The sequence below is a fragment of the Actinomycetospora sp. NBRC 106378 genome, assembly GCF_030269685.1.
Lineage (GTDB): Bacteria > Actinomycetota > Actinomycetes > Mycobacteriales > Pseudonocardiaceae > Actinomycetospora.
In genome coordinates, this window is record NZ_BSTT01000004.1 from 163,038 (window position 1) to 185,894 (window position 22,857).

At 75.2% G+C, this 22,857-nt stretch carries 23 protein-coding genes and 1 tRNA gene; 12 read left to right on the top strand and 12 right to left on the bottom strand.

The window, feature by feature from the left end:
- Positions 1 to 56: 56 nt before the first annotated feature.
- The gene (locus tag QSK00_RS12245) at positions 57 to 713 is read left to right on the top strand and encodes a TetR/AcrR family transcriptional regulator (RefSeq protein WP_285590962.1); all 657 of its coding nucleotides are present in this window, start codon (positions 57 to 59) and stop codon (positions 711 to 713) included.
- A 164-nt stretch (positions 714 to 877) separates the two neighbouring features.
- On the opposite strand, the gene QSK00_RS12250 is transcribed toward QSK00_RS12245, so the two are convergent.
- The gene (locus QSK00_RS12250; RefSeq protein ID WP_285591431.1) at positions 878 to 1,591 is read right to left on the bottom strand and encodes a VOC family protein; all 714 of its coding nucleotides are present in this window, start codon (positions 1,589 to 1,591) and stop codon (positions 878 to 880) included.
- Between the two features lie 541 nt (positions 1,592 to 2,132).
- Here QSK00_RS12250 and QSK00_RS12255 point away from each other — a divergent pair.
- The gene (locus tag QSK00_RS12255; protein ID WP_285590964.1) at positions 2,133 to 3,038 is read left to right on the top strand and encodes an LCP family protein; all 906 of its coding nucleotides are present in this window, start codon (positions 2,133 to 2,135) and stop codon (positions 3,036 to 3,038) included.
- Positions 3,039 to 3,211: 173 nt separating this feature from the next.
- On the opposite strand, the gene QSK00_RS12260 is transcribed toward QSK00_RS12255, so the two are convergent.
- A complete protein-coding gene (locus tag QSK00_RS12260) occupies positions 3,212 to 4,105 on the bottom strand; it encodes a DMT family transporter (protein ID WP_285590966.1) in 894 nt (297 codons plus the stop codon).
- Positions 4,102 to 5,286, bottom strand: a complete 1,185-nt coding sequence (locus QSK00_RS12265; RefSeq protein ID WP_285590967.1) for an MGDG synthase family glycosyltransferase — start codon at positions 5,284 to 5,286, stop codon at positions 4,102 to 4,104. Before QSK00_RS12265 ends, QSK00_RS12260 begins: the two co-directional genes overlap by 4 nt.
- Positions 5,287 to 5,562: 276 nt before the next feature.
- Between QSK00_RS12265 and QSK00_RS12270 the strand changes: the two genes are divergently transcribed.
- Positions 5,563 to 6,768 (top strand): MGDG synthase family glycosyltransferase, encoded by a 1,206-nt coding sequence (locus QSK00_RS12270; RefSeq protein WP_285590970.1) that lies wholly within the window; start codon positions 5,563 to 5,565, stop codon positions 6,766 to 6,768.
- A gap of 40 nt (positions 6,769 to 6,808) precedes the next feature.
- On the opposite strand, the gene QSK00_RS12275 is transcribed toward QSK00_RS12270, so the two are convergent.
- Entirely contained in the window at positions 6,809 to 7,924 is a 1,116-nt protein-coding gene (locus QSK00_RS12275) for a YncE family protein (protein WP_285590971.1), read from the bottom strand.
- Between the two features lie 82 nt (positions 7,925 to 8,006).
- Positions 8,007 to 8,597 (bottom strand): type 1 glutamine amidotransferase domain-containing protein, encoded by a 591-nt coding sequence (locus QSK00_RS12280; RefSeq protein ID WP_285590972.1) that lies wholly within the window; start codon positions 8,595 to 8,597, stop codon positions 8,007 to 8,009.
- A gap of 189 nt (positions 8,598 to 8,786) precedes the next feature.
- Here QSK00_RS12280 and QSK00_RS12285 point away from each other — a divergent pair, with 189 nt between their 5' ends.
- Entirely contained in the window at positions 8,787 to 9,017 is a 231-nt protein-coding gene (locus QSK00_RS12285; RefSeq protein ID WP_285590973.1) for a heavy-metal-associated domain-containing protein, read from the top strand.
- Between the two features lie 141 nt (positions 9,018 to 9,158).
- Here the strand turns inward: QSK00_RS12285 and ku are convergent, their stop codons facing one another.
- Together ku and QSK00_RS12295 are read right to left on the bottom strand one after the other, a co-directional pair.
- Positions 9,159 to 10,139 carry a non-homologous end joining protein Ku gene (gene ku, locus QSK00_RS12290; protein WP_285590974.1) on the bottom strand — a complete coding sequence of 327 codons (981 nt, stop codon included), beginning with the start codon at positions 10,137 to 10,139 and terminating at the stop codon, positions 9,159 to 9,161.
- 73 nt (positions 10,140 to 10,212) lie between these two features.
- Positions 10,213 to 10,962 (bottom strand): DUF6597 domain-containing transcriptional factor, encoded by a 750-nt coding sequence (locus tag QSK00_RS12295; protein WP_285590975.1) that lies wholly within the window; start codon positions 10,960 to 10,962, stop codon positions 10,213 to 10,215.
- Between the two features lie 67 nt (positions 10,963 to 11,029).
- Here QSK00_RS12295 and QSK00_RS12300 point away from each other — a divergent pair, with 67 nt between their 5' ends.
- Positions 11,030 to 11,803: an ATP-dependent DNA ligase gene (locus QSK00_RS12300; RefSeq protein ID WP_285590977.1), complete on the top strand. Its 774-nt coding sequence runs from the start codon at positions 11,030 to 11,032 to the stop codon at positions 11,801 to 11,803.
- Between the two features lie 9 nt (positions 11,804 to 11,812).
- On the opposite strand, the gene QSK00_RS12305 is transcribed toward QSK00_RS12300, so the two are convergent.
- A complete protein-coding gene (locus tag QSK00_RS12305) occupies positions 11,813 to 12,469 on the bottom strand; it encodes a TetR/AcrR family transcriptional regulator (RefSeq protein ID WP_285590979.1) in 657 nt (218 codons plus the stop codon).
- A gap of 106 nt (positions 12,470 to 12,575) precedes the next feature.
- On the opposite strand from QSK00_RS12305, the gene QSK00_RS12310 reads away from it, so the two are divergent.
- Entirely contained in the window at positions 12,576 to 13,505 is a 930-nt protein-coding gene (locus QSK00_RS12310) for an SDR family NAD(P)-dependent oxidoreductase (protein WP_285590981.1), read from the top strand.
- Between the two features lie 27 nt (positions 13,506 to 13,532).
- Here the strand turns inward: QSK00_RS12310 and QSK00_RS12315 are convergent, their stop codons facing one another.
- Positions 13,533 to 14,552 (bottom strand): prephenate dehydrogenase, encoded by a 1,020-nt coding sequence (locus QSK00_RS12315; protein ID WP_285591433.1) that lies wholly within the window; start codon positions 14,550 to 14,552, stop codon positions 13,533 to 13,535.
- Positions 14,553 to 14,632: 80 nt separating this feature from the next.
- Positions 14,633 to 15,883, bottom strand: coding sequence for a M20 metallopeptidase family protein (locus tag QSK00_RS12320; RefSeq protein ID WP_502872036.1), 1,251 nt, complete (start codon positions 15,881 to 15,883; stop codon positions 14,633 to 14,635).
- A gap of 122 nt (positions 15,884 to 16,005) precedes the next feature.
- Here QSK00_RS12320 and QSK00_RS12325 point away from each other — a divergent pair, with 122 nt between their 5' ends.
- The 3 genes from QSK00_RS12325 (at position 16,006) to QSK00_RS12335 (ending at position 17,119) form a co-directional block, all read left to right on the top strand.
- Positions 16,006 to 16,545 (top strand): tRNA adenosine deaminase-associated protein, encoded by a 540-nt coding sequence (locus tag QSK00_RS12325; protein ID WP_285590983.1) that lies wholly within the window; start codon positions 16,006 to 16,008, stop codon positions 16,543 to 16,545.
- Positions 16,535 to 17,020 carry a nucleoside deaminase gene (locus QSK00_RS12330; RefSeq protein WP_285591438.1) on the top strand — a complete coding sequence of 162 codons (486 nt, stop codon included), beginning with the start codon at positions 16,535 to 16,537 and terminating at the stop codon, positions 17,018 to 17,020. The genes QSK00_RS12325 and QSK00_RS12330 overlap by 11 nt, the downstream gene beginning before the upstream one ends.
- A gap of 10 nt (positions 17,021 to 17,030) precedes the next feature.
- Positions 17,031 to 17,119, top strand: a tRNA-Ser gene (locus tag QSK00_RS12335).
- 143 nt (positions 17,120 to 17,262) lie between these two features.
- Here the strand turns inward: QSK00_RS12335 and mftD are convergent.
- Complete coding sequence (gene mftD, locus QSK00_RS12340; RefSeq protein ID WP_285590985.1) at positions 17,263 to 18,444, bottom strand: pre-mycofactocin synthase MftD; 1,182 nt, start codon at positions 18,442 to 18,444, stop codon at positions 17,263 to 17,265.
- Between the two features lie 229 nt (positions 18,445 to 18,673).
- Between mftD and QSK00_RS12345 the strand changes: the two genes are divergently transcribed.
- The 3 genes from QSK00_RS12345 to QSK00_RS12355 all read left to right on the top strand — a co-directional run bounded on the left by QSK00_RS12345 (position 18,674) and on the right by QSK00_RS12355 (position 22,326).
- Complete coding sequence (locus QSK00_RS12345; RefSeq protein WP_285590986.1) at positions 18,674 to 19,357, top strand: RNA polymerase sigma factor; 684 nt, start codon at positions 18,674 to 18,676, stop codon at positions 19,355 to 19,357.
- Positions 19,354 to 20,184, top strand: coding sequence for a zf-HC2 domain-containing protein (locus tag QSK00_RS12350; RefSeq protein WP_285590987.1), 831 nt, complete (start codon positions 19,354 to 19,356; stop codon positions 20,182 to 20,184). The genes QSK00_RS12345 and QSK00_RS12350 overlap by 4 nt, the downstream gene beginning before the upstream one ends.
- 345 nt (positions 20,185 to 20,529) lie before the next feature.
- Positions 20,530 to 22,326, top strand: coding sequence for an ATP-dependent DNA ligase (locus QSK00_RS12355; protein ID WP_285590989.1), 1,797 nt, complete (start codon positions 20,530 to 20,532; stop codon positions 22,324 to 22,326).
- 48 nt (positions 22,327 to 22,374) lie between these two features.
- Here the strand turns inward: QSK00_RS12355 and QSK00_RS12360 are convergent, their stop codons facing one another.
- Positions 22,375 to 22,647: a hypothetical protein gene (locus QSK00_RS12360; RefSeq protein WP_285590991.1), complete on the bottom strand. Its 273-nt coding sequence runs from the start codon at positions 22,645 to 22,647 to the stop codon at positions 22,375 to 22,377.
- Between the last annotated feature and the right edge of the window lie 210 nt (positions 22,648 to 22,857).

The following is a 22,857-nucleotide window of genomic DNA, read 5'->3' on the forward strand; positions in this document are numbered from 1 at the left end:
GTACGGCTTCGTACCGTGCTCTCCGGGAGGATGGTACGAGCTGGTACCATAGGCCAGTGACTGTGAGCGCGCACACGACGGGTTCCGGCGACCACCCGGTCGTGGTCGCGATCCGCACCGGCACCGCTCCCGGACCGGACCACCGCGACCGGCTGATCGCCGCGATGGGTGAGCTCCTCGCCGAACAGGGCTACGCGAGCGTGACCGTCACCGACGTCGTCGCCCGGGCCCGCGTGTCGAAGCGGACCTTCTACCAGCACTTCGCCGACCGCGAGGAGTGCCTGCTCGCGACCTACCGCGTCGTCGCCGAAGCCCCGCTGCACCGCATCGCCGAGGCCGCCGCCTCGTCGGTCGGGACCGGGCTGGGGGTCCGCGAGGAGATCGCGGGCGTCACCGGCGCGTACCTCGCGGCCATGGCCGAGCACCCGCTGCTGACCCGCGCGATGCTCACCGAGGTCGGCTCGGCCGGGCCCGCGGGGCTCGCGGTACGCCGCGAGGTGATGCGCCGCTTCGCCGACGGCCTGGTGGCGCTCGCCGCGGCCGGCGGGCGGGAGCTCTCCGCCGGGGTCGCGCAGGCCCTCGTCGGCGGGATCAACGAGCTGGTCCTCGAGGCCGTCGAGTCGGCGGACGTGCCGGCCTCGTCGATGGCCGACGCCATCCTCGCGCTCGGGGACACCGTGACCGAGCTGGGTGTCGCCGTCCTGGACCGGTAGCCGAGCACGTCGGGCCGCGAGGGTCACGTGGGGCATGCCGCCGAGCCCGCGGGGATGCCTGGTGTGCACCTCGCGCTCGCTGGTGGCGAGCTCGGTACGCCGAGGGTCACGTGGGGCATGCCGCCGGGCCCGCGGGGATGCCTGGTGTGCACCTCGCCGCGCGCTCAGCGGGCGTCGAGCACGCAGAACTCGTTGCCCGACGGGTCGGCCCACACCGTCCACGGCAGCTCCGGGTCCTCGAGGAGCCGGGCGCCGAGGTCGCGCACCCGCGGTCCCGGGTCGCCGTCGGCGCGTTCGGCCCGGACGTCGAGGTGCATCCGGTTCTTCCCCCGCTTCGGGGTCGGCTCTGGGCAGAGCTCGAGCAGCGGCCCGACCCCCGACGGGTGACGCAGGCTCAGCAGGCCGGGGGTGCCGGTCGTCGGTGTCCAGCCCGTGAGCGCCGCCCAGAACGCGGCGTCGCGCTCCGGGTCGGCGCTGTCGAACGGGAGCGCGGCGATCGGACCGGTGTCGCGGTAGGCGGCGCGGTCCTCCATGACGCAGAACGGCTCGTCCGCGGGGTCGGCGAGCACCGTCCATCCGACGTCGCCCTGACCGATGTCGACCGGGTGCGCGCCGAGTCCGGTCAGCCGGTCGGCGACGGCCTGCCGCTCGGCGCCCCCGAGCAGGTCGAGGTGGAGTCGCGCGGGCGACGGCGAGGGATCGGACACCCGCGGGAAGCACAGGTCGAGGTAGCCCGCCGTGCCGAGCTCCAGGCGGGCCTCGAACGCGTCGGGCTCGTCGGTGAGCACGGTCAGGCCGAGCGCGGCGGCCCAGAACCGGCCGGCCGTGCCCGGGTCGCGGGTGTCCTGGACGACGTTCTCGAGGTACACGGGCCGCATCATCTCCGGGTCGACGTCGCGAGTGGTGCCCCAGGCACGGTCGGGGCCTCGTCGGGATGCCTGGCGTGCACCTGGCGGTGGTCCGGTCAGGTGACACGAGGCAACGGGTGGGTGATCCGGACGTCGTGTCCCGGATGCAGTCGTCACGTCCCGGATGGATATGGTCCCGGAACCAACGCGGCGTCCGGTATCTCCCGGCGTCCCTCCTGCGCCGGTGACCGGAGGCGGGGGAGCCGAGCAGCGAGGGAGACGTGCGATGGCTCCAGTCCCGGGCCCGCCGGGCCCCCGACCGCCGCGCCCCGGCGGGTTCGCCCTGCCGCCGCAGGGCCCGCCGCCGGGACCACCGCCGGGACCACCCCCACGCGTCGGGCGTCCGTTGCCACCGCAGCCGATGCCACCGCAGCCGATGCCACCGCAGCCGATGCCACCGCAGCCGACCCGCGTCGGCCCCCCACCCGCCGTCGGGAACGCGCCGGCACGGCCGCCGCGACCCGCCGTCCGGAAGGGACGGTGGGGACGCCGGATCGCAGCGCTGCTCGGGGTGCTCCTGCTGCTCGTCGTCGGGTTCGGCATCTACCTCGACACGCAGATGACGCGGACCGAGGCCCTGTCCTCGTACGCCGGTCGTCCGGCGTCGGGCTCCGGCACGAACTGGCTGCTCGTCGGCTCCGACAGCCGCGCCGGGCTCTCGTCGGCGCAGGAGCAGCAGCTCTCGACCGGCGAGGCGGACGGCAACCGGACCGACACGATGATGATCGTCCACGTCGGGTCGTTCGGCGGGCAGACCTCGATCGTCAGCCTGCCCCGGGACTCGCTCGTGGAGGTCGACGGCACCACCGCCCGCCTGAACTCGGCCTACTCGTCAGGCGGTCCGCAGCTCCTGGCGCGCACCGTCGAGCAGTCCACGGGCCTGCGGATCGACCACTACGCCGAGATCGGGTTCGAGGGGTTCGCGTCGATGGTGGACGCCGTCGGCGGGGTCGAGATGTGCCTCGACGACCCGATCGACGACCCGAAGGCCGGCATCGACCTGCCCGCGGGCTGCCAGGAGCTCGACGGGCCGAACGCCCTCGGCTACGTCCGCACCCGGGCGTTCCCCAACGCCGACCTGCAACGCGTGCAGAACCAGCGGGCGTTCCTGTCCGCCCTCATGTCCACGGCGGCGAGCCCGCTGACGCTGGCCGACCCGTTCGCGTCGGTCCCCTTCGCGACGGCGGCGGTGCGCACGTTGACCGTCGACGAGTCGACCCACGTCTGGCACCTCGCGGGCCTCGGCTGGGCGATGCACTCCGTCGGCTCGGGCGGGGTCACGACGACGGTGCCGGTCCGGCCCTCGACGTCGGTCTCCGGCGCCGTGGTGTGGGACAGGACGAACGCGCCGCGCCTCTGGGACGCCCTGCGCAGCGGCGACGACATCCCGCCGGACCTGGTCACCGCGGGGTCGTGACGATGCGTCGTTCCTGCCACTGGACGACAGCAGTTCAACGGAGCACGCCGATAGGGCTTTTCTGTCACGAGCGGGGGGTCAGCGGTCCCGCGCGAACAGGATCGCCAGCACGGTGCAGCCGAGCACGATGAGCGCGATCGGCAGCACGGCGTTGAGCGTGTCCCAGGACATGCTCAGCCCCAGGCCGGGGCGCGCTCGCCCGACGCGGCGCGATCGGTGTCGAGCAGCGCCGCGCTCTGCCGGGTGATCGCGACGGTGCCCGCCACCACCACGGCCGCGGCGAGCACCTGACCGACCAGCGCCAGCGGCGTCGTCCGGACCCACTCGCCGAGGACCAGCACGCCCAGGGTGACCGCCACGGCCGGGTCGGTGGTGCCGATGACGGCGTTGACCGGCGCGTTGAGGCGGCCGAGGTGCAGGGCGCGCTGCGAGAACGTCCAGCCGCACAGCGAGGTGACCAACGCCGCCGCGAAGGGCCAGGAGACTACGGCGACGACGAGGTTCGAGGCGGCCAGCGCGGTGGCGAAGAGCGTCGCGGTGAGCCCGTAGAAGCCGCCGGTCGCGAGGGCGAGCAGCGTCGCGCGCAGCGGCTCCGACCAGCCGTCGCCGCGCAGCCCCAGCACACCCACGAACCCGGCGATCAGCCCCACCGCCACGAGCGGCCCGACGGCGGGGGTCGGCATGACGGCGGGTGCCTGCGGATGGGCGATGGTGAGGAAGGCGGCGAGCCCGAGGACGCAGACCACCGACGCCCCGAGCAACCGGCGGTCCAGGCGGCGGCCGGCCAGGGCGGCGGACGCGATCGTGCCGAACACGAGGCCGGTGACGAGGACGGGCTGCACCAGCGCGACCGGGCCGAGGTGCAGGGCGTAGGCGTACGAGCCGAACCCGACCACGATCACGGCCTGCCCGGCCCACCATCGGCGCCGACGCAGCACGCGGGCGAGCAGTTCCCGGGTGGAGCCCGGTTCGTCGATCTCCTGCCCGGCGCGCTGCTGGAGCACGGTGCCGGTGGAGATCCCCGCGGCGCCGACCAGGGCGGCGAGCAGGGCGATCGCGACGGTCACGGCATCTTCTCCACGGTGGGGAGCTTGAGCACGGCGGCGAGGTCGACGCCGGCCTGACGACGGGACCAGGCGGCGGCCCGGGCGTGTGCGGCGCGCAGGTCGGCCGGGTCCGCGAGCCAGCCCCGCAGCAGCCGGGTCAGGTCCCGGGGCCGACGGCAGGTGCGGGCGAGGCCGGCGCGTCCCAGCAGCCGGGCGGAGTCACGCCCGTGCCCGGGCAGCGGCTGGTAGAGCACGAGGGTGCGCCCGCACGCGAGCGCCTCCTGGGCGGTCGCGCCGCCGGAGTTGTTGACGACCACGTCGGCGGCGGCGAGGAGCGTCGGGACGTCGTCCACCCACCCGGGTACCCGCAGCCGCGCGGAACCCACGCGGTCCTGGAGGTCCCGCAGCCGGCGCCGCGCCCGCTCGTCGCGGCCGCACAGCGCCACCACGTGGCAGCGCGGGTCGGCCGCGAGCGCCGCCCGCACCGCGCCGGCGACCCCGCCCAGGCCGAGTGAGCCCGCCGTCACGACGACGACGAGCGCGTCCGCCGGGAGCCCGAGGCGCTCGCGGGCCGCGCGGGCCTCCTCGTCGGGGACGGGCGTGAAGGGGGCCCCGACGAGCGCCGAGCGCACCGTGACCCCGGCCCCGGGGTCCATGACCCGCGTCGGGGCGGCCGCGAGGTCGTCGAGGACCAGGTACTCGTCGACGCCGGGGTAGGTCCAGTAGGCGTGCGGCGCGAAGTCGCAGATCGCCGCGACGACGCGGGCCTCGAGCCGGCCACGGCGGCGCAGCCAGGCCAGACCCGCCGTTGCGAGCTGGTGGGTCGAGACGACGACGTCCGGAGCGCCGTCCGCCGCCAGGCGGGCGTGCGGACCCTCGAGGTCCGCGGCGAGCGCGCGGGCGACCCAGGCGCCCATGACCTCGCGGTAGAACCAGCGCACCGGGCGCAGGTGCGTCACGGCCGCGTACCAGGCCTCCTGCAGGACGGGCGTCCACTGCACCGCGAACTCGAACAGCCAGCGGAACACCGGCCCGGAGCCGTGGCCCATCCGCGCGAACGCCTCCGCGAGCCGGATGTCGCAGTCCGGGCGGTCCCGCGCGACGATCGTCGCCACCGCACGGGCGACCGCCGCGTGACCCTCACCGATCTCCCCGGAGACGATCAGCAGCCGCGTGGCACGGTCGGTCGGCGGGCCCGTCACGCCGCCCAGTCTCCCGACCGCGGAGGGGGCGCACCCGTCCGGGTGTGCCGTTCACACGAGCGGCGGCTCCCGTTCACCCCCACCCGTGTCCTTCCGCGACGCTTCACCCGCGCCTCATCGTCCGTCCTCCGGACGCGCCGATCATGAGTCCCGCGTCGAGGTCCACCGTGGGTCACAGTAGGTTCACGGGCGGGTCACGGCACCCGGACGATCGTCGGTGGGTCGTACCGACCCGGCCCCCGGCCGTCGTCACGCCCGAGAGGAGCCCTCCGACCGATGACCGCACTCGGCGTCCCGAGGTCGACCCATGGCCGACGTCGCCCCCTGCGTCGTCCCCGGCACCTACGGGTCCTGCGGCGGAACCGCCCGACCGAGGACCCCCGCCCCGACCGTTCCCCCCGCGTCGTCGTCCTGACCGCGCGCGTGGGCGCGGGGCACGACCGGGCCGCCTACGAGCTCGCGGCGCGCCTGCGGGCCCGCGGTGCCGTCGTCGACGTCCACGACTACCTGGACGCCCTGCCGCGCTACGGCCAGGTCATCATCGGTGACGGGTACGGCTTCACGGTCAACCGGCTGCCGCGCTTCTTCGACTGGCTCTTCTACGCGCTCGAGCACCGCTGGGACGTCCGCGGCATCATCCTGACCTTTCTCACCTTCTCCGAGCGCACCGTGCGCCGGTGGACCCGGGACGCCGACGTCGTGGTGTCGACGTTCCCGCTGTCCTGCCAGACGCTGGGCCGCATGCGCGCCGCGGGCCGCATCGGCGTGCCGGTGATCAGCTACCTCACCGACCCGGCCCCGCACCGCATGTGGCTCCATCCCGGCGTCGACACGCACCTGTCGGTGACCAGCGCGTGCGCGGCGGCGGCCGACGCCATGTACGGGGTGCAGGTGCGCCCGGCGGGCCCGCTCGTCGGCCCCGCCTTCTCCCGCGCGCACACCGACGCCGACCGCGCCGAGACCCGCGCGTCGCTCGGCCTGCGGGACGACGAGACCGCCGTGCTCATCAGCGCGGGCTCGCTGGGGCTCGGGGACGTGCCGTCGCTCGTGTCGGCGGCGCTGACCAACCCGGCGTCGCACGTGGTGGTGCTGTGCGGCCGCAACACCGGGCTGCAGGCCGAGCTCGACGCGATGCCCCGGGTCACGGCCCTCGGCTGGCGGGACGACGTGCCCGCGCTGATGGGCGCCTGCGACGTCCTGCTGCACAACGCGGGTGGCCTCTCGGTGACCGAGGCCCTCGTCGCGAACCTGCCGGCCGTGACCTACTGCCCGATCCCGGGGCACGGGCGGGCCAACGCGACGGTGCTGGCCGACGCCGGCCTCGCCCCGTGGCCGACGACGCCGGAGGCGCTCGCCGAGGTGCTCGACGGCATCTCCCGGACCTCTCCGCTCTCACCCTGGCCGACCGATCCCGACGGCGACGTCGCGGAGATCGTCCTCGCGGCGGCCGGGGAGCGGGCCCAGGTGGCCGCCGCCTCGTGACCCGGTCGCCGTGGGGCCGGTGGCCCCACGGCGACCGTCCCTAGGGCGCGTCGACGATCTGGATCACTCCGGTGTTCACGCTCGCGATGTAGAGCCGACCGGACGTGGGGTCGACGCCGAGCGTGTACGGCCCCTGGGCGGTCGCGACGCGCGCCACCTCGCGGGGCTGCGGGTTCGTCATGTCGTAGCCGATCACCTCGTTGGTGCCCGAGGAGGCCACGTAGACGCGGTCGCGCACCGGGTCGTAGGTGATGCCGTAGGGGCCGCCGGGCTGCGGCACGGCGCCGACCTGGGTGGGCGGGCCGCTCGCGTTCGGCTGGAACACCAGCACCTGGTTGCCGCGGGTGTCGGTGGCGATCATGCGGCCGTGCCGGTCGGCGACGAGGTGGGTCGGGCCGGCACCGGACGGGGCGCTGCCGACGATGTTCAGCGTGTTCACGTTGTAGATCGTCAGGTCGTCCTTGCGGACGTCGATCAGCCCGACGAGGTCGCCGACCGGGGCGAGACCGGCGGGCTGCACGGCGTCGGTGAACATCTTCACCACGCGGTCGCCGCGGACGGCCGAGACCGTGCCGCCGAGCTCGTCGGCGGTCAGGACGGTGCCGTTGGGCGCCTCGGTCGCGTCGTGCGGGACGGTGCCGACGAACAGCGGCGCGTCGGCCTGACCGCCGGGCAGGTTCACCCGGACCAGCGCGTTGGCGCTCTCGACCGGCACCAGGATCGGCCCGCCCGGCGCCGCCAGCTGCAGGTGCCGGACGAACCCGGGCAGGGGCGTGCGGGTGCGGATCGCGCCCGTGTCGGCGTCGAGCAGGACCAGGGAGTTCGGGTTGCGGGTGGCCACCGCGACCGTCCGGGTCACCGGGTCGACCACGACGCCCTCCGGGGCCTGCCCGACCTGGACCTGGCGCCCGGGTGGGGTGGTGGTCGGCACGGGGGCCGACTCGGGCTCCGCCGCCGGCGACAGGTTCGTCGTGTCGGGGCGCGTGCCCTCGGTGGGGACGCCGGGGACGAGGAGCCCGGTGGTCGGCGCGACGCTCGGCGACGACGTCGGGGCGGGCGTCTGCGGAGCCGGGGAGGTCTGGGTGCTGCACGCCGTGAGCGCGAGGCTCGCGGCCAGGGCGGACAGGATCAGGACGCGTGCTCGGCGTCGAGGCATGGGTGGAGTATCCCGTTCGTCACGTGTGGTCGGGGCGATGGCCCGGCTGTCGCGGGACGTCCGTCGCCCCGACCGGCGTGGTTCAGCGCACCTCGGGTGCGTGGATCTCGGCCACCCTCTCGGCCTTGGCGAACTCCTCCACCAGCGTCGAGCAGAAGGCGGGCAGGTCGTCGGGGTTGCGGCTGGTGATCAGCCCGTGGTCGACGACGACCTCCTCGTCGACCCACTCGGCGCCCGCGTTGCGCAGGTCGGTGGCGAGGCTGGGGAACGACGTCATCCGTCGGCCGCGCACCACGTCGGCCTCGATGAGCAGCCACGGCGCGTGGCAGATCGCGGCGACCGGCAGGCCGACGGAGAAGGCCTCGCCGACGAGGCGCACGAAGTTCGGGATCGTGCGCAGCAGGTCGGGGTTGGCCACGCCGCCGGGCAGGACGAACCCGTCGTAGTTGTCGGTCTTGACCTGGCTGACCACGGCGTCGACGTCGAAGCGGTCGCCCTTGTCGAGGTGGTTGAAGGCCTGGATGGAACCCGGCGTCTCCGAGATCAGCACGGGCGTCCCGCCGGCGTTCTCGACGGCCTTCCAGGGCTCGGTGAGCTCGACCTGCTCGGTGCCCTCCTTGGCGGCGAGGAACCCGATGGTGCGGCCCTCGAGCGGGCGGTCCGATGTGGCCATGGCGATACGACACTCCTTGAAACAGCAGGTGGGATACCCTTGGGGGGTAACGGTCGGCGCGACGGCCGACGGACAGGGCCGGGATCCCCGGCGCTCGCCCGACGAAACGCCCCCGGGGTGGGCGCCACGCGGCGGGGGCGGGCGTGGCACCGTCGCGGGCGACCACCCCGATGTTCGGAAGGACACCTCATGGCCACGACGACGCTGTCGGTTCCCGAGATCCACTGCGACCACTGCCGCGCCGCGATCGAGGGCGCGCTCTCGCCGATCGACGGGGTGGAGGGCATCGACGTCGACCTCGAGAACCGCGTGGTCCGGGTCGAGCACGACGACGAGCTGCAGCTCGGCGCCGTCGTCGAGGCGATCGAGGACCAGGGGTACGACGTCCCGAACCGGGACGCCTACGTCCGGGCCTCCTGACCATTCCCGGGTGCGGGCAGCCGGGGCGTGCACCCGAGGCCGGGAGCGTCATACCGTCGGGCCCGGCCGGACGCCGGATCGCGAGGGTGACGTGAGGCTGGGCCCGGGGCTCGGAGGCCTGCGTGGTGTGACCCTCGGCGTCTAGCTCGCCTTCTCCTTCTCCGCCGGGTCGTCGTCGGACTTCTTCCGGCGCGAGCGGGAGGTGGAGCTCTTCTTCGTCCCCGACGACGAGCCGTCCTCGGACTTCGTGCCCGACGACTTCTTCCGGGTCGGCTTCTTCTCCGCCGGCTCCTCCGCGGGAGCGGCGTCCGGCTGCTCCGCCGACGACGACGGCTCCGCCGCCTTCCCGCCCGCGGCCTCCACGGAGCGGCGCAGCGCGGTGAGCAGGTCGGTCATGTCGTCGGTGTCCTCGGCCGGGGCCTCCTCCGGCGTCGGACGACCGCCCCCGTGCTCGCGCTTGTACTCGATGAGCTCGCCGACGGCCTTGCGGTACTCGTCCTCGAACCCGTCGACCTCGAAGTCGCCGGACAGCGAGTCGATGAGCGACGACGCCATCGCCATCTCCTGCGGGCGGACCTCCACGTCGTTGTCCAGCACCGGGAACTCGGCCTCGCGGACCTCGTCCGGCCAGAGCATCGTCTGGAGCACGATCGCGTTCTCCCGGACCCGGAGCAGCGCCAGGGTCTCCCGCTGGCGCAGCGCGACCTTCACCACCGCCATCCGGTCGGTCTCGCGCAGGGCCTCGCGGAGCAGCGAGTAGGGCTTGAGGGCCTTGTTCTCGGGCTCGAGGTAGTAGCTCTTGTCGAGCAGCAGCGGATCGACCTGGTCGGCGGGGACGAACTGCACGACGTCGATCTCGTGGCCGGTCGCGGTGGGCAGGGTGGCGAGGTCGTCGTCGTCGAGCATGATCAGCTGCCCGTCGTCGGTCTCGTAACCCTTCGCGATCTCGGAGTAGGCCACCTCCTCGCCGCAGACCGAGCACGTGCGCTTCTGGCGGATGCGTCCGCCGTCGATCTCGTGCACCTGGTGGAAGCGGATGTCGTGGTTCGACGTCGCGGCGTAGAGCCGGACCGGGACGTTGACCAGTCCGAACGACACTGCGCCGCTCCAGATCGCGCGCATCGCACGGCTCCTCTCGTCCGTCACCGGGCGTCACCGGTGCTCGGACCCCAGGATGCCCCACACGCGTGCCGCCTCACAGGATTTCCGCGGGCGGGTAGCGCGCGGCGTACGCGGTCGGGGTCTCGCCGAGCAGCCCGGTGACGTCCCGGACGAGGTGGGACTGGTCGGCGTAGCCGAGCTCGTGCGCGAGCCCGGCCCAGTCGATCGGGCGCCCGGCGGCCATGCGGTCGGTCACCTCGCGGAGCCGGAACCGGCGCAGGACCCACTTCGGGCCGACGCCGACGTGCTCGGCGAACAGCCGCTGCAGGCGGCGGAGGTGGGTCCCGCACCGGTCGGCGAGGTCCTCCACACGGACCAGCGCCGGCTCGTCACGGGCGATCCCGACGGCGGCGGCCGCCTCCAGGGCGGCCGGGGCCGGGGCGGCGGGGAGGCGGTCGGCGAGCCAGTCGACGAGGGCGTCGAGGGTGACGATGCCCGCGGGCCCGCCGGCGGGCACCGAGGCGTCGGTCCAGCGGGCCACGGGTCCCCCGAGGAGGTCGCGGGCCAGGCCGGGCCGCAGCGCCGCGCCGACCACGCCGCCCCGGCCGGAGAGCCCGCGGGTGCGGTGGCGGGTCGTCACCCCGTGCCAGTGCGGCGGGGCGCCCTCGCGGGCGGTGAGGTGGACCGACACCGACGGCGGGACCTTCTGCGCGTAGGGCGTGGCGTAGTCCCACGTGACGGCCCAGAGGTGGTCGACCCACGGTGCGAGCGCAGGGTCGGGCGCGCGGTGCTCGTGCCGCTGGTGGCGCCGCCACCGCCCTCCGGTCTCCCGCTCGTCGCGCACCCGCCCAGTGTCGCGTTCCGGGGTGTCGGGGACGAGAGTGTCGGACCCACCGGGCACGATGTCGGGCATGCAGGACGTCGGCGTGCGCGGAGCCGGCATCCGGCCCATGCAGCCGGTGCCGGGGCGGCTGCCCGTGGGCCCGGAGTGGTCCTACGAGGTGGACTGGAGCGGCATCCGGCTGCTCGCCGACGTCGAGGACGGCGTGCTGTGCCTGCGCACGCTCGAGGGCGACGACGTCACGGCGCGCTTCCCGGAGTTCGCGCCGCTGGCCGACGTGGTGCCCGACGGGCTCTTCGACGGCGAGGCGGTGCTGCTCGACGCGGGCCAGCCGTCGTCGCTCGCCCTGTTCGACCGGCTGCGCCGCGCCGACCCGCGCAAGGCCCGCACGCTCGCCCGGGCCCGGCCGGCCATCCTCATGGTCTACGACGTCCTGCGGCTCTACGGCGTCCCGCTCGCCGCGCGCCCGCTCGACGAGCGCCGGGCCACCCTGGGGCGGCTGAGCCTCGACGAGGTCGGGCGCATCCAGGTCTCCCCGGTCTACGACGACGGGCCCGCGCTGCTCGCCGGGGTCCGGGAGCAGGGGCTGCCCGGGGTCATGGCCCGCCGGCGCGACACGCCCTACGAGGCGGACGCCGACGGGGACTGGCTGCGGGTCGTGGCGCCCGCCGAGGCGCCCACCGCGCCGACGGCGGCCACGGCCGTCGACCTCCCGACCGCCGAGCAGCCCCCGGCCGGCCCGGCGTTGTCGGCCCTGTCGCCGAGCCGGCCCGACCCGGCGTCGGGCAAGGTCCCGCGCGGCCGCCACAGCCGACGGCAGGAGGAGTCGCCCGGGCTCTGGTGACGCGCGTCGTCAGGCGCGGGCCACCAGCCCGCTGAGGAGGACGGCGAGCAGCTCGCGCAGCGTGTCCGGCAGCTCGACCCGCATCGCCGCGAGCGTCGGGTCGTGGTCGTAGACGGCGGCCATCGCCGGGGTCGGGCGGCAGGCGCTGAACACGGTGCCCGCGCAGAGCAGGCCGGCGGCGCCGACCCGGAACGCGTCGTCGTCGCCGAGCTCGCCGACGTGCCGCCGGACGATCCCGCCCAGCCGGAGCCCGAGGTCGCGCAGCCCGCGCTTGTGCTCGAGCGCCACCTCGGTCGAGACGTTGCGCTCGAGCACCGCGGACTGCGTGGCGAGCAGGTCACCGAGCACCGGGCGCTCGGTGAGGGTGGTCGCGAGGAGGTCGGCGAGGGCGTCGATCCGCGCCCGCGGGGTCCCGACGGCCGGTGGGGCCGCGTCCAGCGCGTCGACCCACTCCGCGAGCCGTTCCCGGAGCAGGGCGAGCAGGGCCGCCTCGCGCGACTCGACGTAGCGGAGCACGTTCGACTTCGCGAGCCCGACCCGTCGCGCCAGCTCGTTGAGGCTGATCTCGGACACCGGCATCTCGGCGAGCATCCCGGCCAGGGTCCTGAGGACCGACCGGCGCCGCTCCTCGCGCTGGTCGTCGCTGCGTGCGCGCCGGAAGGTCACGCCGGTCAATTTACAGACCGGCGGGCTCTTGTAGAAGAGACCGGCGGTCCGTTAGCGTCGTCCATGTCAAGAGACCGCCGGTCTCTTCGAACGGGAGGACCTCGCCATGTACTCCGTACCCGACCAGTCCGGACGGACCGCCGTCGTCACCGGCGCGAACAGCGGCACCGGCAAGGAGGCCGCCGCCCGGCTCGCGGCGGCGGGCGCGCACGTCGTGCTGGCCGTGCGCACGCCGGAGAAGGGCGAGGCCGCCCGTACCGAGATCCTCGACCGGGCACCGGGGGCGGCGGTCGAGGTCCGCCGGCTCGATCTCGCCGACCAGGCGTCGGTGCGGGACTTCGCCGACGGCCTGGAGGGCCCGGTCGACCTGCTGCTGAACAACGCGGGCGTCATGGCCGTCCCGGAGCAGCACCTCACCGTCGACGGGTTCGAGCTGCAGACCGCCTCCAACGTCCTCGGCCCCTTCGCCCTCACCCTGCGCCTGCTCCCGCAGCTGCTGGCCGCCCCGGCCCCGCGCGTGGTGTGGATGAGCAGCACGGCCGCGTGGACGGGGCGGGTCGACCCGGAGTCGCCCGCCGTGCCGCGGCGCTACCACCCCCAGCTGGTCTACGGCGCCACGAAGCTCGCCGACCTGCTGCTCGCGAACCACCTCGCCCGCGTGGCCGACGACCGCGGGTGGGCCCTGCGCAGCCTCGCCGCCCACCCCGGCGTGACCCGCACCAACCTGTTCGCGAACGGCACCGCCGCGGGCGGCGGAGCTCCGCGGGCCAACCCCTCCTTCGAGCGGTTCCTGCCGCTGCAGGAGGTCGACACCGGCGCGGAGCCGATGCTCCTCGCCGCGACCGATCCCACCGCTGCGGGCGGCACGTACTGGGGCCCGACGGGGTGGGGGCCGACCGGGCTGCTGCAGATGCGGGGCCGGACCGCGCAGGTGCGCGCACCCCGGGCCGCGGGCGACGCCGGGCTCGCCGCGCGCTACTGGACGGCGGCGGAGCGGGTCACCGGGGTGTCGCTGGAGGCCACCGTCCCGGCCTGAGCGTCCCCGACCCGTCGTCGGGAACCCTCAGTCCTCCTCGGGGGCCGCCGCCTCCAGTGCCTCGGCGGTCCAGCCGATGATCCGGCCCCCGGTGCGCCCGAGGTCGCGCATCGCCTCGAGGTGCTCCGCCGGGGTGCCGGCGAGGTCGATGCGGACCTCGCGCCGGTCGAGGCGGGCGGCCTCCAGGGCACTGCGGCCGTCGTGGCCCGCCGTCAGGGTGGCGAGCAGGCCGCCGGTGGAGGCCAGCGAGCCGCGGGCGGCGCCGAGTCGGCCGAGGGCGTCGTCGAAGGCGGCGAGCAGCGAGGCGCGGTTGCCCTCGCACATCGCCGCGGTCAGCTCGGGGCGGGTCGCCGCCACGCGGGTCCCGTCGGCGAAGGACCCGGCGGCGAGCGCCAGTGCCAGCTCGCCCCCGTCCGCGCCGACCGCGGCCAGCACGGCCGCGAGCAGGTGGGGGAGATGCGAGATGCGGGCGACGGCGACGTCGTGCTCGTCGGAGGCGGCCGGCACGACGGTGGCGCCGCAGGCGAGCGCGAGGGCGACCACGTCGGTCCAGACGGCGAGGTCGGTGTCGTCGTCGGTGGCGACGACCCAGACCTTGTCGTGGAAGAGCTGCAGCGAGCCCGCGTCCCACCCGGAGAACTCGGTCCCGGTCATCGGGTGGCCGCCGACGAACCGGGTGCCCGGCGCCCAGCGCTCGACCGCGTCACGCACCGGCTCCTTGACGCTCGTGACGTCGGTGAGCCGGCAGTCCGGCGCCTCCTTGCCGACGAGGGCCAGCACGTCGTCCATCGCCGTGAGCGGCACGGCGACGACCACCAGCGCGTCGGCGTCCTTCGCCCGGCGCAGCGCGTCCGCGACGGTGTCGCTCACCTCGTAGCCGTCGGCGCGGGCCTTCTCGACCGTCGTCTCCGACGCCGACGCCCCCCAGGCCTCGCGGCCCGCGTCGGTCGCGGCGCGCAGCAACGAGCCGCCGATCAACCCGAGCCCGACCACGCACACGGGCCGGGTCAACGCGGCGGCGAGCACCGCACCGGTGTCCGGTTCCACTGTCCCCACGGTCGCCGAGCGTAGGGCGGGACCCGCCGGTGACGGTCGTTCACCCACTCCAGCGACACGTCGGCGGTGGATCAGGGTCGCAGGACCTCCAGGGCGTACCCCGCGTAGAGCGCCACGCCCGCGACCATCGCGTCCTCGTCGAACACCACGCGGTTGGAGTGGTTCGGCGGCGCCTCGGTCGGGTCGACCCCCGGCGGGCAGGCACCGAGGAACGCCAGCGCCCCGGGCACCCGGCCGAGCACGTAGGAGAAGTCCTCCGAGCCCATGATCGGGTCGGGCATCGGCTCGACGAACCGCGACCCCAGCACCGACCGGCCGACGTCGGCCACCCGCTCCGCGACCTCCCCGTCGTTGACCGTGACCGGGTAGCCGCGGTCGATCTCCACCTCGGCCGTGCAGCCGTAGGCCTCGGCGGTGCCGGTGCAGACCCGTCGCAGCTCGGTCAGGAGCTGCTCGCGCGTGGTCTCGGAGAGCGTGCGGACGGTGCCCTCGAGGGTCGCCGTCTCGGGGATGACGTTGGTCGTGGTGCCCGCGGTGAGGTGGGCGACGGTGAGCACCGCCGGGTCGAAGGCGCTGACCCGCCGTCCCACCATCGTGTGCAGGGCGCCGACCATCGCGGCCGCCGCCGGCACCGGGTCCAGCGCGTCGTGCGGGGCGGAGGCGTGGCCGCCGGCGCCGTGCACGGTGACGGTGAAGTCGTCCGACGAGGCCATGATCGACTCGGCCCGCGTCTGCAACGTGCCGGAGCCGAGCCGCGAGGTCACGTGCAGCGCCATCGCCGACGACGGCACGGCGCCGCCCGCCTCGAGCACGCCCTCGGAGAGCATCGCGAGCGCCCCGTGCCGGGACTCCTCCCCGGGCTGGAACATGAACACCACCGTTCCGGCCAGCCGGTCCCGCCGTCCGGCCAGCAGGCGGGCGGCCGACGCGAGCATCGCGGTGTGCAGGTCGTGGCCGCAGGCGTGCATCGCGCCCTCGACACGGGACGCGTGGTCGAGGCCGGTGTCCTCGTGCAGCGGCAGGGCGTCCATGTCGGCGCGGAGCAGCACGACGGGGCCGGGCCGGCTGCCGGTGAGCGTGGCCACCACCGAGGTCGACGACCGGCCGCAGGTGATCGTGACGGGCAGGTCGCGCAGGACGGCGAGCACCGCGGCCTGGGTCTGGGGCAGGTCGAGGCCGAGCTCGGGCTGGCGGTGCAGGGTGCGGCGCAGGGCCACCGTGTCGGGCTGCAGGGTGCGGGCCTCGGTGAGCAGGGCCCGTTCGGGCGCGCGGTGGGCGGCGCGGCGACGGACCTCCTGCCGGGCCTCGCCAGACGTCCTCACACCCCCGATCCTGCACCCCCGGGCCCGGAGGGGCGACCGTCCGGCGCGCGGAAGGTGTCGATTCGGTGCGCCTGTCGTCCGTCCCCTTCACGGCGTCGGCCACCGGTCCTACCGTGGTGACCATGGCAGGACAGGGCGCGCAGACCGCCCCTCGAGGCGGTGGACAGGGCACCGTCGTACCCCTGGACGGCTGGGCCGTCGCGGTGACCCGTGAGGAGGGTCGGTGGCGTGCGGTCTCGATGGACCGTACCGCGCTCGCCGACCTGGATTCCGCCATCACCGCGCTCCGCGCGTTACGGTCGACCGGAGCGGTCATCGGACTGCTCGACGTCGACGACGAGTTCTTCGTCCTCGTGCGCCCGGTGCCCGGCGGGGTCTCGCTCCTGCTCTCCGACGCCGTCGCGGCGCTGGACTACGACGTCGCCGCGGACGTGCTCGACCTGCTGCGCCTCGACGTGCCCGACGAGGACGAGGTCGACGACGACCCCTGGCCCGAGGGCGACCTCGGGATGCTGGCCGACCTCGGCGTCCCCGCCGACGAGCTGGCGGTGCTGGTCGACGAGATCGACCTGTACCCGGACGAGCAGCTGACCGCGATCGCCCGCCGCTGCGGCTTCGCCGAGGAGCTGGCCCGCATCGTGGAGACCGCGCCTGCGAGCTGAGTCGCTGATCGACCGCGCCCTCGAGGTCGCGCGCACGGCGCACCCCGCCGACGTGCCGGTGGGCGCCGTCGTCGTCGATGCGTCCGGACGCGAACTCGCGTCCGCCACGAACGCGCGCGAGGCGCTCGGCGATCCGACCGCGCACGCGGAGGTCCTCGCGCTGCGGGCCGCGGCACTCGTTCAGCAAGGGGAGCACGCCGATAGGGGCTGGCGGCTGGAGGGCTGCACCCTCGCCGTCACGCTCGAGCCCTGCACCATGTGCGCCGGCGCCGCGGTGCTCGCCCGGGTGGACCGGGTGGTGTTCGGCGCCTGGGAGCCGAAGACCGGTGCCGCCGGCTCGTTGTGGGACGTCCTGCGCGACCGGCGCCTCACCCACCGCCCGGAAGTGGTCGGCGGGGTGCGGGAGAACGCCTGCTCGGAGCTGCTGCGGGGGTGGTTCCGGGGTGCTGCCGGTCCGCACGGGCCGGACCGGTAGAGTTCTCGCCGGTAGCGTGTCCGAGCGGCCAAAGGAGCACGCCTCGAAAGCGTGTGTGGGTTCTGCCCACCGTGGGTTCGAATCCCACCGCTACCGCCAGCCAGCGCCGGGCCTCCCCGTGGGAGGGCCCGGCGTTCGTGTGTCCGGCGTGGGTGTCCGGCCCCGGAACGCACGAACGGGCCGTTCGTCACGCTCTTCCGTGACGAACGGCCCGCTCGTGTCGGAGCAGGGGACCGAGGGGCCTACGCGACCCCGGCCTGCCGCGTGAAGTTCGGCGGGATGAGCAGGTCCTCGGGGGTCAGCTCCTGCACCGAGGACTTGCCGAGACCCATGAGGCCCGACCCGATGCCGCTCTGCAGGATGTCGAGCACGTTCCCGACGCCGGCCTCGCCGTTCGCCGCGAGGCCCCACAGGTAGGCGCGCCCGATCGCGACGGCCTTCGCGCCGAGGCACAGGGCCTTCACGACGTCGGAGCCGCGGCGCACGCCGCCGTCCATGATCACCTCGACGTCCCGGCCGACCGCCTCGACGATCCCGGGCAGCACCCGGATCGGCGCGGGCGTGGAGTCGAGGTTGTTCCCGCCGTGGTTGGACACCTGGATCGCCGTCGCGCCGGCGTCCACCGCGCGCTTGGCGTCGTCGACCCGGGTGATGCCCTTGACGCAGAACGGCAGGTCGGCGCCCCACTGCTCCCGCAGCCAGGCCACGTCGGCCCAGGTGGGCGGCGGGGTGAACATCCACTGCCCGTAGGCGCCGAAGAAGGTCGGGGGCGCCGAGCCGTCGACGGGGATGTTCGGGACGGTGAGGTCGGGGATGAACCGGGCCTTGAGGAACTCGAGACCCCACCGCGGGCGCGTGATGCCCTCGGGGATGTACTTGATCATCGTCTTGAGGTCCATCTTCTCCGGGATGGACGGGCTGCCCCAGTCGCGGCCGTGGGAGAACGACCAGTCCAGGGTGACGATGAGGCCCTTCGCGCCGGCCCGCTTGGCGCGCTCGGCCCGGGCGGCGAGCGTCTCGCGGTCGCCGACCCAGTACATCTGGAAGAACGTCTTGTCGTTCGCCGCGACGACGTCCTCGACCGAGCGGCTCGCGAACGACGACAGCCCCATCGCGGTGCCCCGGGAGGCGGCGGCCCGCGCCACGGCGACCTCGCCCTCGGGGTTCACCGCCTGCACCCCGGTCGGCGAGATCATGACGGGCATGGAGATCTCCTGCCCCATGATCGTCGTCGCGAGGGACTTCTCGTACGGCAGGTCCGCCACGTGCGGGGCGAACTGCAACTCCCGGAAGGCGCCGGTGTTGTCGTCGAGCGTGTAGCCCGCCTCGCTGCCCGCCACGAGCGCGCCGTACACCGACTTCGGCAGCCGCTTCTTCGCGCGGCGCTGCGCCTCCGCCACCGACTCGAACCACTGACCAGCCATGTGCACCTTCCGCAGTCGCGTGTGTCCCCGAGGGTAAGTGGCCCGCCTCACGCCCGCGCCGCTCTCGCGGGGGGATTGCGCCCCGTCCGTCAGGACAGGGTCGCCCGGACGTCGCGCCGCCGGGAACCCGCGCCGGGCTCCGGTGAACCGACCGCCGCCGTCCTGACGAAAGCCCCGACGTCCCCGGTCCGTGGCCGGGGACGCGGCCTCACCGAAGGAGCCCCCTGTCATGACACCGTCCCGCGCGGCCGGTCCCGACCTGACTGCACCCACGCGGTCACGTCGGGACGCCGACGCTCCCGGACCGGCTCCGGTCGATGCCGACGTCACCGACGCCGACCTCGTCGCCCGTCTCGCGGCCCGCGACACCGGCGCCCTCGACTCCCTCTACGCCCGGCACGGGCGTGCGGCCTACTCGCTCGCCCGCCGGATCTGCGTGGACGAGGGGCTCGCCGAGGACGTCGTGCAGGAGGTGTTCCTCGTCCTGTGGCGCGACCCGGAGCGGTTCGACCGGACGCGCGGCTCGGTGATCAGCTGGCTGCTCACGCTCGTGCACCACAAGGCCGTCGACGCCGTGCGCCGGGAGGCCACCCGCCGTCGCCACCACGTCCCGACCGACGAGCCCGAGGTGGGCCTCGACGCCTCCTCCGCGCCCTCGGCCGACCGGGCCGCCCTCGGCTCGGTGATCGCCGAGCACGTGCGCGCCGCGCTGCGCCACCTGCCCTCCGAGCAGCGTCAGGCGCTCGGCCTCGCCTACTACGGCGGCTACACGCAGCGGGAGGTCGCCTCCATCACCGGCGTCCCGATCGGCACCGTCAAGTCGCGCATGTTCACCGGCGTCGCCAAGCTGCGCGTCCTCCTCGCCCCGGTCCTCGGCACGTCGGGCCTCGAGCTGCTCGGAGACACCTGGTGAGCGGCCCCGAGAACCCGCACGACGGCGAGCTCGCGGGCGCCGTCGTCGGTCGCGCGCTGCACGCCCTCGAGCCCGAGGAGGAGGACCGCGTCACCGAGCACCTGCGCACCTGCGCCCCGTGCCGGTCGCTCCTCTCCGAGACCCACGCGACGATGGCCGCGATGGCCCACGCCGTCGCCGACGTCGAGCCGCCCGCCGGGCTGCGTGCCCGCATCCTCGCCGCGGCGGCGGACGAGCCGCTGCGCCCGTCGGTCCGCGTGCCCGACGAGCCCCCGGAGGCACCCGCCCCGGTCGCCGTCCCGCCCGTCGCCGCAGACCCGGCGCCGACCGCCCGGGTCCTGTCCGGGCGAGCTCCCCGTCGGCGCAGCGCCGCCGTGCTCGCGCTCGTCGCGGTGGTGGCCGGCGTCGTCGTCTTCTCCGCCCGGGGCATCGCCACCGGGCCCGGGGACGACGCCCGCACCGCGTCGGCCGCCCGGGCCGACCAGGTGATCACCTCCGCCGAGGCCCGGGACCCGGACGTGCGCCACGCGGCGCTCCTCCAGCCCGGCGGCGCGGTGCTCGCGGTGGTGCTGGACGACGCGGCCGGACCCCGGGTCGTCCCCGTCGACGTCCCGGAGCTCGGCCCGGGCCGGACCTTCGTGCTCTGGCGCGTCGCGGGCGGCACGGCCACGGCCGTGGGCACCTTCGACGGCGCGGGCAGCTTCACCTCGACCGGGGCACGACCGGACGCCGGGCTCGCCCAGGGTGCGTACGCGGTGTCCGCGGAGCCGGCCGGACCGGTGCCGGCCCGGCCCTCGTCGGTGGTGGCGAGCGGTCCGCTGATCTAGACGCACGCCCGGACCGCGAAGGGCCCCTCCCGTCGACCAGAGCGACCGGAGGGGCCCTTCGCTCGGGCGCGCACGCCCGCGCAAGGGCCGACCGGGCGAGCCCCGTCGTCCGGCGGCCTCCCTTCGCCGTGCGCCACCCGCCGGACCGCGCGACGATGTCGGGTCCGCCGTTCGTCGCGTGGTGTCGCTGTCCGGCCGCAGCACGCCGTGGCGCGCCGCGGAACCCGGCGTCACTGTCGGGGGGTCTGGCTACCGTGACGACCGTCGGGAAGACGCGTCGGTGCGTGCCCGGCGGGTGGCGTCGGAGCGGGCCGGCGCGTCGCGATGGGACCGGGAGGCGTGCGCATGGCGTCTGGTGCGGCTGCCCCGGCCGAGGTCCTGCCCGGCGTTCCCGGGCCGCGTGGCGCCGCACGCCCGATGCTGGCCTCGGCGGGCGAACTGCCCCGCGGGGCGGGATGGGCCTTCGAGTTCGTGTGGTCGGGCCTGCGCTGCTTCGCGTACGCCCGGGACGGCGAGCTCCGCCTCGTCGACGCCGACGGGCACGACGTGACGGCGGGGTTCCCGGAGCTGGGCCTCCCGGCCGCCCACGGTCTGGTGCTCGACGGGGTCGTCGTCGCCAAGGACCCGGTGGGTCGGCCGAGCATGACGCGCCTGCGGCGCCGGCGTCGGGTGGCCCGGCCCTCACGGGCCCTGGTCAGCGGAACGCCGGTCTCCTACTACGTGTTCGACGTGCTCGAGATCGACGGGCGCTCCACCGCGCGCCTGCCCTACCGGCAGCGCCGCGAGCTGCTCACCGAGATCGACCTCGTGGGCGGCAACCTGGTGGTGCCGCCGTCGTTCACCGGCGTGAGCGCCGAGGAGATCACCAGTACGGCGCGGCAGTACGGCCTCGAGGGCGTGGTGGCCAAGCGGCTCGAGTCGACCTACCAGAGCGGCCGCCGCTCCCGGAGCTGGATCACCGCGGAGATCACGCGGGCGCAGGACGTCGTGGTCGGGGGCTGGCTGCCGCCGCGGGGGAGCCCCGACGGCGTCGGCTCGCTGCTGCTCGGCGTGCCCGACGACGGGGTGCTCCGCTACGTCGGGCGGGTGTCCACCGGGGTCACGGCCGCCGCCCGCCGGGAGGTCCTCGACGCGTCGGTCGGCCTGGACCGCCTGGTCAGCCCCTTCCACGGGGACCTGCCCGCCGACGTCGAGGCGGCCGCGCAGTGGCTCGCGCCGCGCCTGGTCGGGCGGGTGGAACACCGCCGCTGGACGCCGACGGGGCTCCTGGGGCGCCCGGTGTGGCAGGGCCTGCGGGCAGGGACGCACCCCGCGACCGTGCACGCCCCCGTGCTCGCGGCACCGGTCGTCGCGACGGATCTCGCGCTCGACGATCTCGAGCGGGTGGACGGGCCGGGCGGCGCCGGCTCGGGGAACAGGGCCTCCGTGGACACCGCGGAGACCGACGTCGTGGCGCCCCTGCCGCCCGGCGTCCTCGTGCCGGCGGCCGCCGAGGTCGTCCTGCCCGACGCCGAGGTCGAGGCGGCGCTGCGGTCGCGCTTCTCCGCGCACTTCGTGCACAACGCGCTGACCGCCATCGCGACCTTCGTGCGGGTGGACCCGACGCGTGCCCGGGAGCTGCTCACCGAGTTCGCCGACTTCACCCGCTACTCGTTCCGCGCCTCGGACACGACCACGACGGTGGCCGAGGAGCTGCGCAACGCCCGGCGCTACCTCACGCTCGAGCAGGCCCGCTTCGGCGCGCGGCTCGGGGTGGAGATCACGGTGGCGCCCGAGGTGGAGAACGTGGTGCTCCCGCCGTTCGTGGTGGCGCCGCTGGTGGAGAACGCCGTCCGCCACGGCGTCGAACCCGTGCTGGGCGGCGGCACCGTGCGCATCACCGCGGCGGGTGCGGGCGCCGACTGCGTCGTGACGATCTCCGACGACGGGGCCGGGATGGGCCCTGAGGCGTCGCGCGCCGCCTCGCAGGTCGACGCCCGCCACGGCGGGATCGCCGAGGTCACGCGTCGCCTGCGTGCCGCGTACGGCGGGCGGTGCGACCTACACGTCGACAGCCGTGCGGGGGTCGGCACCACGGTCCGGCTGCGGGTCCCGGCCCGGCGCGCCGAGGAACCGCCGGCCGATCGACTGCTGGTGGGCTGAGCGCGTCCCCCGGTCCTCCGACGTCTGCCCGGGGGACGCCAGCCGTCCTCAGTCGTCGGTGTTGGAGCAGGTCGGGGTGACCCCCGACAGGATGCTGCCCAGGATCGGCACCTGGAGCCCGCACGCGTTGACGGGCAGCAACGTCAGGTCGTTGAGCACCCCGACGTTGCCGTTCCCCGAGGGGCCGTCGCGGTCGTCGATGCGGGCGTGCGCGGATGCCATCGGCGCCACGGCGGTCAGGGCCGCCGCCGACAGCGCGAGCGCGGCGACGGGGGTGGCGGCACGCCGGGTGAGCCGGCGTGGGGCGCGGTGCTTGGCCACGGGATTCCTCCTCGAGTACGCAGTAGGTCGGATCGACCGTTCGGCGCAGCTGCCCCGCGACGAACGGTCGAGAGGGACTCTCCACCCCTGTGACCGGTGGGGCCATTGGGGCGAAGAGTTCGACCCGGAACGAGTGGCCCGGCTCGCGCCGGGTCGAACGGTCCGGTACAAGGGTCGAGCGGTCGTCCTGCTGCGACGAACGGGTGAGTA